Source organism: Pseudomonas sp. GW821-FHT07E12, from assembly GCF_058986605.1.
On sequence record NZ_JBYSVX010000090.1, the window covers coordinates 1 to 1,160 of the forward strand.

Below are 1,160 nucleotides of genomic sequence, written 5' to 3' on the forward strand. Positions count from 1 at the left end.
GCCGCGATGGGCTTTACCGGTGAAGCCCATCGCGGCTGATGGCCCTAGGCCACCCAGAGCCGCTCCTACGATGCATGGCAGGTCCGAAACTGCTCAGTTCGATGTAGTCCGCCTGCTCATGACAGGGATCGCACAGCGCGATTTCCTGGGTGGATCGCGTCTGCCTATGCTTGCACTGTCAATCCGACCGCGCATGGCCCCTCATGAACAGACTCCAGAACAAGGTCGCGATCGTGACCGGGATCGGTAGCGGCATCGGCAAGGGCTGCGCGCTGCGCTTCCTCGCCGAGGGCGCGCACGTGATCGGCTGCGATCTCGACGCCCCTTCGGCCGAGGCTACGGTCAACGAAGCCCGCGAGCAGGGCTATACGCTGGAAAGCCTGCATCCGTGCAACCTCACCCACCCCGAGGACGTGGCGGCATTGATCGACCTCGCCGTGCGGAGCGGTGGCGGCGGCATCGACATCCTGGTCAACGCCGCAGCCTGGGGCGCCTTCGAATTCGTCGAACACATGGACTACCGCACGCAGTGGAAGACCACGCTGACCGGCGAGATCGACGTGGTGTTCCTGGCCTGCCAAGCGGCATGGCCGCATCTCAAGCAGCGCGGCGGCTCGATCATCAACTTCGCCTCCGCCAACGCGCACGAAGCCCTGTCCGGCTCGGGTGCCCTGGCCCACTGCGCCGGCAAGGGCGCGGTGCTGGCAATGACCCGGCAACTGGCCATGGAAGGCGGCCCGCACGGCATCCGCGCCAACACCATCTCGCCCGCGCTGGTGGTCACCGGCGCGACCAAACCACGCCTGGACAACGAACCCGGCTTCAAGGAAACGGTGCTGTCGAAAATGATGATCGGCCGGTTGGGCACACCGGATGACATCGCCTGGTGCGCGACTTATCTAGCATCCGATGAAGCCGGCTGGGTTACTGCGGCAGATTTCAGATTGGATGGTGGTGCCACGGCCTGGTAAAGCATCGAAGTCTTGTAGAGCCGAGCTGGGCCGATGTGTGTTGAAGGATGCCTCATGGCATGTGGAGTCACGGCTGTTGCTGTTGCTCGTGATTTTGCTGTCGCTTTTCGCTTTCTGGGGCCCCCATCCGCAGCGACGGAGCCAGCGGGAAAAACCCGAAGGGCGACGTGCATGGATGCACGTCGTTTT

The 1,160-nt window shown here is 63.8% G+C and carries 1 protein-coding gene; it reads left to right on the forward strand.

The features are described 5' to 3' along the window. The first annotated feature begins 203 nt into the window (after positions 1-203). Positions 204-971, forward strand: a complete 768-nt coding sequence (locus AC3WJE_RS21025) for an SDR family NAD(P)-dependent oxidoreductase (protein WP_493732789.1) — start codon at positions 204-206, stop codon at positions 969-971. The last annotated feature ends 189 nt before the right edge of the window (positions 972-1,160 follow it).